The organism is Anaerostipes amylophilus (assembly GCF_025567365.1).
GTDB classification, from domain to species: Bacteria; Bacillota; Clostridia; order Lachnospirales; family Lachnospiraceae; genus Anaerostipes; species Anaerostipes amylophilus.
Genome location: NZ_JAOQJG010000012.1, coordinates 1 through 9,704, shown reverse-complemented (window position 1 = coordinate 9,704; position 9,704 = coordinate 1). Strand labels below are relative to the sequence as shown.

4 protein-coding genes are annotated in these 9,704 nt (G+C 38.6%); all 4 read left to right on the top strand.

Annotated features, from left to right (window positions below; translation table 11 throughout):
* Positions 1-384: sortase (locus tag OCV53_RS12055; protein WP_148368976.1), on the top strand; the 384-nt coding region annotated here is incomplete at its 5' end.
* The gene (locus OCV53_RS12050; RefSeq protein ID WP_055198528.1) at positions 362-1,834 is read left to right on the top strand and encodes an InlB B-repeat-containing protein; all 1,473 of its coding nucleotides are present in this window, start codon (positions 362-364) and stop codon (positions 1,832-1,834) included. The genes OCV53_RS12055 and OCV53_RS12050, both read left to right, overlap by 23 nt.
* A 950-nt stretch (positions 1,835-2,784) precedes the next feature.
* On the top strand, positions 2,785-8,313 hold the full coding sequence (locus OCV53_RS12045) for a SpaA isopeptide-forming pilin-related protein (RefSeq protein WP_465245270.1): 5,529 nt from the start codon (positions 2,785-2,787) through the stop codon (positions 8,311-8,313).
* 476 nt (positions 8,314-8,789) lie between these two features.
* A partial coding sequence (locus OCV53_RS12040; RefSeq protein WP_278275396.1) for a transglutaminase domain-containing protein occupies positions 8,790-9,704 on the top strand: 915 nt, incomplete at its 3' end.

Genomic DNA, 9,704 nt, shown 5'->3' with positions numbered 1-9,704 from the left:
GGAGACAAAGTCACCATTCAAAACCCATGGGAAAAACTTTCTTATCGGGTCGAAAAGATCAAGATCATAAAACCGGATGATTCCGATCAGATCCGTATTCAAAAAGGCAAAGATATGGTAACGCTTCTTACATGTCACCCATACCGAAGTCATGGTAAATTTCGATATGTGGTCTATTGTGTCAGAGATAAGGGTCAGAAGATCCCCAAACAAACGATCCGTACCATGGATGATACTTTTTTTGAATCATCTGAATGGGATATCCAAAGAGAAAAGATCGTCCGATATGCAGGGTTAGGAATCTTGATTTTTTTGGGAATAGAACTTATAAGATCAAACAAAAGGAAAGGAGGAAGAAAAAATGGAAAGGATAAAGAAAAATAAAAAATGGTATTCTATATTGGCGCTTTCTATGGTGATCAGTTTTATTGCAGTTCTTGCATGGCATCATTCAGTGGAAGCAAAATATGTCACGATAGAAAATGCAGGAAGTACATCATTTCCAAATAACAATGAATACACGTATGTAAAAGTCACTGGACCATCTGGAACGTCTACAATGAGTTTGAAAATCACACATTCTGGATCTGCTTGTAAAAACTATACATTTGATAATGAAAGCCGAACACTGAATATCAAGCAGGTATCTGTAAGTAACCCAGATCCGTACAAGTTAAAACTTTCTACAACCTCTGTAAAAACATCGAAATCTTATAGTGATGATTATTCATGGATGCATTTCAAAGTAAAATATACAGTCCCTGCCCATGAAAAATATAATAGTGTATCATATGACGCACCATATAGCCAGGTTCAGCAGTTAACGAATACACCGGGGCATAAAACTACAGAGCAAACAGACTTTGAAACCACGGTTGGATTCAGTGCCTATAATACAGGAGTTGCACCATACAAAAACCCTACAACGAAAAAATATTTCCGATATTATAATTGTAAAGTTACGATCAATCTGAAAAAAGATTCCTATACTGTAAATTATAAAGAAAATAATGGAAGTGTTGGTGCTGCAAGTAAAAGTTTTGCCTGCGGAAGTAAGCTGACCTTCCCAACCGCCAACAGAACAGGGTATACATTGACCGGATGGAAGGATACGGCAAACAGTACAGGGATGTCTTATACGACAAACAGTACGATCTGCGGGAAAGCATTAACTTTATATGCCCAGTGGAAAGCAAATCAGTATAAGATCCATTACAATTCCAATGGTGGAAGCGGAACAATGAATGACAGTACCGTGACATATGATGGTTCGTTCACACTTCCAAAAAATACATTTACAAATAACGGCTATCAGTTCCTTGGATGGAGTAAGACAAAGGATGGAGATGTTGCAGCTTACGAAGATCAGGAAGCGATCAAATATCAGACGGCTTCTGACCTTACCTTATATGCGATATGGGGAAATGGCCAGTATAAGATCAGCTTCATGCCAAATGGCGCACAGGCAGATGCAAAGATCATACCGGTAAAGACAGGAGAATCTTATACCATACCATCCGGTCTGTTTACCAGAAAAGGATATACGTTTGTAGGATGGGCAAAGACTCCGGATGCAGTCAGGGCAGATTATACGAATGGAACAGCTGTCTCTGATCTTACAGATGCCGGAAAGACCATCAAGCTGTATGCGATATGGAAAAAGAATGATGGAAGCATCAATAAAACAAATATCATCCATGATGAAGGCATGTTTACCGGAGACATTGAGATCGAAGGGCAGAATGGAACAGGATATAGTCATGCTCATACAGACTCCGAATATGCAAACATTGATAAGACAGATGCTCCCGGATATTTTACAGATCGGTATTGATAAAGATAACAGCAGGAAGTCCTCTTTCTGCTGTTACGATAAAAATGGATAAGATCAAATGAATCAGGAGGGAACTATGAAATACAAGTTGAAAAGAAAACTGAAAAAGATCGGGACGTTCTTCCTGGCCTTGTTAACACTTTTTTCTTCGTTGTTTGGAGGAATGGCCGGAATGCCAGCACCAGTCGTCAATGTTGCGGCGAAAGAAGGAACAGCGACCGTTGGTATGAGTCAGGTCATGGATCGTAATAAGATCAGTGCGTTAAACCGGCCGGCAAGTGAAGGACTATGGAAGATCACTGCAAATGGAAAAGGAACCTTTTGTTTAAATTCCGGAAAATCCATGTGTAATGGTGACACTGTAAAGTATAAGACACACAACGCTGTGACTTATAAGAATCAGGGAGTTGCAAAAGCTCTGACTTATTATTACTGGAAGAGTTCCAAAAATACAAAGGCATTTGCATTAACACAGGCCTATATCTGGGCATGTGGAGCAGGTGTCAGCAAAAAGACAACGGTTTATCAGGCAGGAAAAAATCTGAATGATAAGTTTTCAAGCAGTGATGCAAAGGCTTTCTGCGATAAGATCAAGAAAACAGATCCAAAAGGTACGATCTATTACTATACAGTGACACACTGTGTAAAAGGAAAGAAGCATGATAAACATCAGATGTTATATCGTATGACGAAAGATGTAACTCCGGCGAAGACCGGTTCATATACATATTCAGACAGTACATCGGAAAGTGATCAAACGGAAGTGAAGATCACAAAACGTGATCAGGCAACAGCTGTTATATTATCCGGCGTCAAGTTCCAGTTTTTCAGGGATGGAAAATCCGTTGGTACAGCAGTGACAGATGAAAAAGGTGTTGCCAGTCTTACATATAATGAGACGATTTCTTCTGGAACAAGAAGCATCACAGAAAAGTATGTGAAAAACTGGAATGAATTATCAAAGGATGATCAGGAGTCGTATACGGAAAAAGGATACTATGATTCCNGGGATCATTGAGGATAAGAGATCCAAGACACATACGTGGACAGCAAAAGAGATCGAAGCAGATGCAAGGCATAATAAAAACACAACAACAAAAACAAAAAAAGCAACGGGAAAAACGGCAAAGGTCGATCTTGGAAGTATGTATGATACAGAAAAAACGATCGATCTGGAACTGAACAAAAGAAGTATCCTGGAAGACTTTGGGACAGATGCAACCTATGCAAATGCAGAATATGGAGTTTATGCCAGATCTGATATTCTCGCATCCGATAACAAAACTGTCAGATATAAAAAAGACAGTGAAGTCGCAACGATCATTACCGATGCGACGGGTTATGGATGTGCAAAGAAACTGCCGGTCGGAGAGTACTATGTCAAAGAAAAGAATCCACCGAAAGGATTTGAACTGAACAAAGACAGTACAAATATCACACTGAACAATGATCAGCTCATTACTGTATATGAAACACCAGTCAAAGGAAAGCTGCAGATCCACAAAACCTATGATAATGATAAAAAGGCGGAATCCGGAGCGGTATTTGAAATATATGACAGTAAAAATCAGCTGGTCGATACGATCACAACCGGAAGTGATGGAATGGCAACGAGTAAAGAGCTTCCATATGGTTCTTACCGCTTACATCAGGCCAAAGGAACGGATGGATTCTCCAAGATCCCAGATATGATAAAAGTGATCGATGGGTCCATAAAAACTTATCAGATCGAAGCGAACAACCCAAGAGAAGCTGCCGCGATCTCCATTTCAAAAACAAAGGTCATCACGGATACACAGACATCCACAAACACAGAGAGACCAGAAGCCGGAGCCAAATTTGAGATCATCAGAAAATCAGATCAGAAAGTCGTTGAGACACTGACAACCGATGAAAATGGATATGCTTCATCCAAACAGTTGGATCCTGGGACTTACACGGTACATCAGATCAAAGGATCAGATAATTATGCATTTGTAAAAGATTTCGATGTCACATTAAAAGACGGAGATAAAACAAACCATATGTATGATCTTAAGAATCCATGGATCGGAAAGAAACTCATGATCAAGAAAACAATGGAAAAAAATAAGGTGGAAGAAGCCGAAGTATCCGCGGAATTTACCATCTTAGATGCATCCAAAGCAGATGGATATAAAAATACAGATCTTGATACAGAAGAAAACAGAAAAGATTATATCGATTCCCTGGCGAAAGATGCCGTGATCGGAACGATAACAACAGATGCAAAAGGAATCGCAAGCCTTCTTCTGGAAGATTTGAAAGCAGATCATGATTTTATTGTTGTTCAGACAAAAGGAGCCGAAGGATATGACTTGGCCCCTGTCTATGATTCCAGAGATCATAAACCAAAAGAAGTCGATGGCATGAAAGTTTATGAATTTACTGCAAAAGATGTATATTCCGATTCCGCATCGATCCAGATCAAAAAGGAAAAGAAAGTATCCGATACAAAAACGGAAGCTGAAACAGGAGCAGTCTTTGAACTAATCGATCAGGATGGAAAAGTCGTAACAACGCTGACCACAGGAGAAGATGGGACTGCAACAGCAAGTGGTATCGCTCTTGGAATGTACACATTACATCAGAAGAGTGGTTCGAACAAACATGCATTCTTAGAAGATCAGGTCATTGTGCTGACCAAGAAAGATAAAGGAAAAACGATCAAATACAGTTATGCGGATCAGGAAAAGGAGATTGATTTCGTCCTTGTGAAACGATCCAGAGAAACAAAGAAGCTGTTAAATGATGCAGAGTACGTCATTTATGATGATGATGGAAAAGAAATCGCAAGATTGATCTCCGGAACGATGAAAGACGGATATGCGACATGCAAGCTGCCTTATGGACATTATACGATCAAAGAAGTATCCACACCAAATGGTTATAACAAAAATGATGCAGCAAAAGAATTTACCTTAGATCTTCAAAGTGTGGACTACGACAGCGATGGAAATGGTACTTACACCTATGAAGATACCGATGAACCAGTGTATGGATCTGTTTCACTAAAAAAGACAGGTGAAACGTTAAGCGGATTTGAAGATGCCAGCTTTGTTTATGAAAATGACCAGATCAGCGGAGCTGTATATGGACTGTATGCCAAAGAGGATATCCAAAAAGACGATGGAACTCTTGTCTGGAAAGCCGGAACTCTGATTGATCAGAAAACGACATTGAAAGACAAAGCCGTACAGTTTACCAGAAAAGGAGACGATGGAAAGGACACGACGGACTTTTATCAGGGAACTTATTATGTGAAAGAGATATCCGGTCCAAATGGATATTGTATTGATACAGAAGAACATGAGGTTGTGATCAACTGGGATACGAAACCGGGAACGATGAATGATATCCGAGATACCGAGGATGTTCCGGATGTGGAAGAACCACATGGAAACAATACACCTTCTCCAAACGGCGGGATCTATGTACTGGAAACGGGAGAAGCATTGAATCAGGAGATCCAGGATGCAGAAAGTATTACATTTACATGGGAAAATGCTCCGGATGGAACAGATACCAAAGACGTTTCACAGGACAAAGACGGAAGTATCGTCTTATGGAAAGATGGAAATGATTATTATATTTCCTCCCAGAAAGCAGATCAGGTCATTTACATGAACACGATCTCCAGTAAGATGTTCTCAGAATGCAAGAGTCTGACAAAGATTAATTTTAAGAACATTGATACATCCAAAGTCGCGGACATGTCAGAGATGTTTGCCAACTGTTCTGCATTAAAAGAGCTGGATCTTTCCAGTTTTAATACTTCAAATGTGGAAGATGTCCGAAAGATGTTCTATGGCTGTACAAGCTTAAAGACGACCTATGCACAGGATCAGATGGTAAAGGCAGACGATGATTACACGGATGCAAAAGTTACCGGTATCAGTGCCACACCAAAAACAGATTTTGTAAAAGGTGCAGTCTATCATGCAGATGATTTTGCATTCTCAAGCGATTATGATGATGATGGACAACAGGAGCTTACTGATGTAACGGATGATGATGTAACCTTTGAACCGGAAACCGCAGAAGCTGCCGGAAAACAGAAAGTAACGATCTCCTTTAAAGATTCCGGAAAATACAAAGGCTATGATCCGATCGAAACAACAGTCAATGTGATCGATCCGGAAGATGTCGATGTATCTCTTGATACTGACAAGCACATAGATATCAATTTGGAATGTAACGATCTGTTACAGAAGTACAGCATTCAGTTTATCAAGACAGATAAGAAAGGAGAGATGTTGCCAGGTGCGAAGTTTGCATTAAAAGCAGCCTGTGAGATCGTAAATAAGGATGAAAAGACGATCTTTCACAAAGGAGATACGATCGCAACCACGGTTTCCGGAGATGATCAGTTCGGTTATCTGGAATTCTTTGGACTGCCAACTGGCATTTATGCAAAAGACGGTGTTGGAAAAGAAATGTACACCGTAGAAGAAGTGGAAGCACCACTTGGATATGGAAAGTCTGATGAAACGATGACATTCAGTGGAGAGGTCTTAAATGATCAGACCGCAGATTTCATCCATGACGTGGCGACACAGGGCAATACTAACAATGATGAAATAACATATGTCCATGATTCCAAGACGCTGGTCAACAATCCTTCTGACTATGTGCAGGTGAAGAAATATTGGATCGATGATAACAACTCCATGAACACAAGACCAGTATCAGTGACGATCAAAGCAGAAAATAAGAACACACATGAAGTGAAGACTTATGTGCTGAATAAGGATAACAACTGGGCCATGCAGACAGATATCAAGCGAGGCGAGGAAGGAAACTATACGTTTAGCGAGGTTTGTAATGCAGCTAATTATACAAGAGTCAGTGAAGCAGGTGGCGATTGGGACAAAAATACCTATACGTTATCTTATACAAACAAATATGATAAAGGTGGAAGTGTAAAACTTGTTGTTAAGAAAAACTGGGATGACAGTAATAACAGTGATGGAATCCGTCCGGATTCAGTAAATATCAAATTATATCGTAATGGAACAGATATGCAAAAAGATCAAATATTAAGTGCAGCTAATAACTGGACGGCAGAATTTAATGATCTTCCAAAAGAAGATGATCTTGGCGAAAAGTATGAATATGAAGTCAAAGAGGATTCATCCTCTGTTGTGAATGGAAATGCCAAGACTGGATATGAGATTGCTTATGAAGTAAAGGAATCTACAGATAAATCTAGTGATATCATAACGATCACAACCAATATCACAAACACACATAAACCAAAGACCGTACAGAAAACGATCCGAAAAGTATGGGATGATGAAAATGATCAGGATAAGATCCGTCCAGATTCTGTAAGGTTTAATCTGTTAGCAAACGGAAAAGATGTGGTAGATACCGTAACCTTAAATTCCGAAAACGGATGGAAAACAAGATCAAAAGTCCTTCCAAAATGCGAGAATGGAAATGAGATCGAGTATACATGGGAAGAGGTAAAAGAAGGTGTTGTGATAGGAAATGAACAGATCGGATACAAGGTTTCATACGATGATGAAGATGATTCTGACACAACGATCGCAACCAACTCTCATACACCGGGCAGAGGAAGCATTACCATCACAAAAGAATTAGATCCATCCAATCTGAACATGGACGTTGGAGATGCCACATTTACATTTACCCTGACAGGAACCGATGTTTACGGAAAGAAGCATACTTACAAGAAAGATGTGAAGTTCATAAAGAGTGAAGTAGAAAACTTTGTCAAGGCAAACCCTGGAACGATGATCAGCCTCTCAACGACGTTTGATGATCTGTACTATGGAACTTATACATGCTGTGAAAGCGGCATGAAAGAATACTTTAAGCTGGATCATCTCTCAACGACAAGTACCAATGGAAGAGTAGATCAGAAAGCAGGAACGGTTACGTTTGACATCGGATCGGAAGGGAGCAGTGCATCTGCAAAAATCACAGGAGAAGCAACCTTCCGAAATCAGATGATCAAAGGAAACATTAAACTAAAGAAGAAAGATTCCAAAGGAAAAGTCTTAAAAGGTGTTCGGTTTACGATCAAGGATTCTGATGGAAAAGAAGTCACATCCAAAGAAACGGATGAAAAAGGAGAACTTCTGTTTGATGATCTGCTGCCAGATACTTACACGATCACGGAAACAAAAACAGTCAGCGGTAAGAATCTGTTAAAAGAGCCTCTGGTCGTAACTCTTCCGTTATCTGTAACACAGGCAGAAGTAGACAAAGGAAATGTAGATACCTCAAATGCCATTAAGCAGGGAGATACCTATTACTTCTATCATCCAACCTATGAGATCACAAATGATGCAAACCTGAAACTGCCAACTACTGGTGGATTCAATAATATCAAAGCTTATGTACCATTGATCGGTGGTTTTGCATTGATCTTAGCTGTAGTATTCTATTACTTCAAAAAGAAAAAAGGAATTGTGATCTTTAGAAAGAAATAAGAAATAATTATGATCTCACAGTCTTTTGGCTGTGGGATCTTGCTTTTTTACAGTTGGCAGTAAATATATGAATTTTCTAAGAAAAGAATTAATGAAATGCAGGAAAACTAAGTTTGCTCTCCAACTATTTTGAAAATCAGAAATTTTTATTAGTTTTCTTTTTTATATATGAAAAAGTTTTTTCTTGAAATATCTCATATTTATGATAAGAATGTATTTTTTAATATGATTAAAATGATGTTCGACTATGTAAAGTGTATTAGTGATATTAACGACTACGTTATAATAAAAGCATGAGGATAGGAGACAATGATTTGTAGAATCATAGGAAACATTAACAATTACATAGTGGAAATCCTAAGAAAGAAGTTTAATGAATTATTCAAGAAGATAAATGCTCTTTGGACAAGATCAAACGAAGGAAATAGCGAAAAGAAAGGAAGTACAAGAAGTAAATAGATGGAGGATAGATTATTATGAGTAAAGGAAGAAAAGGAAAAAGGGTAATGGCTGCAGCAATGGCGGTTGTGTTATCTGTTGCTACGGTAACAGCGGGGGTATTACCGAATACAGCGGTTTATGTGCATGCAGAAGAATCGGATAGAACGTGGACCAAATTAGCTGATTCTAGTGTAGATGGTTTTTATTACAGGGAAGATCAGTATGGAAATATTGAGTGTGTAACGGATAAAACCTGTGTATACACATCGTATGATCAAATGGTTAAAGAAATTGCTTCCATAGCAAAAAGAATCTTTCTTGAAAATAAATATGCAAAGTATGATTTTGATATTCCCGTTGAAATAAAATCGGATCATACGATTGAAGAAATCGAGAATGGAAAATGTGATAAAGATATTCGTAATGAAATTTATAAAGATACAGGGAAACCAAATGAAGGGCATACAATGTCTGCATTTACTGTTGGTGGTGGTAATCTGTTGGCAGAGAATTGTTCAGATGGGATAAAATATTCAGATGGTGGATATAAAGGATACTATTCTGGGAATGGCGGATATGGAGATAGACGGGATAGATATCAAAAAGCGACAAAAAAATTAGATGAAGTTATTAAATCATTGAATCTTGATGGGAAATCGGATTATGATAAATTTAAAGCAGTTATAAACTGGATTGTTTCAAATGTGCGATATGATGAAGATAACGAAACAAAATACCAACACGATTTAACCGGAGTCGTTTTAGATGGATTAGCAGTTTGTGATGGGTATGCAGGGACTTTTTATTATATGGCAAATGCTGTAGGATTAAATGCTTTGTTTGAAGATGGTATAACAAACAGTAATAGAATTCGACATGCATGGAATCTGGTTCAGATTGATGGAACATACTACTATGTAGATCCTACAAATGCTTATTTTAAAGAGGAT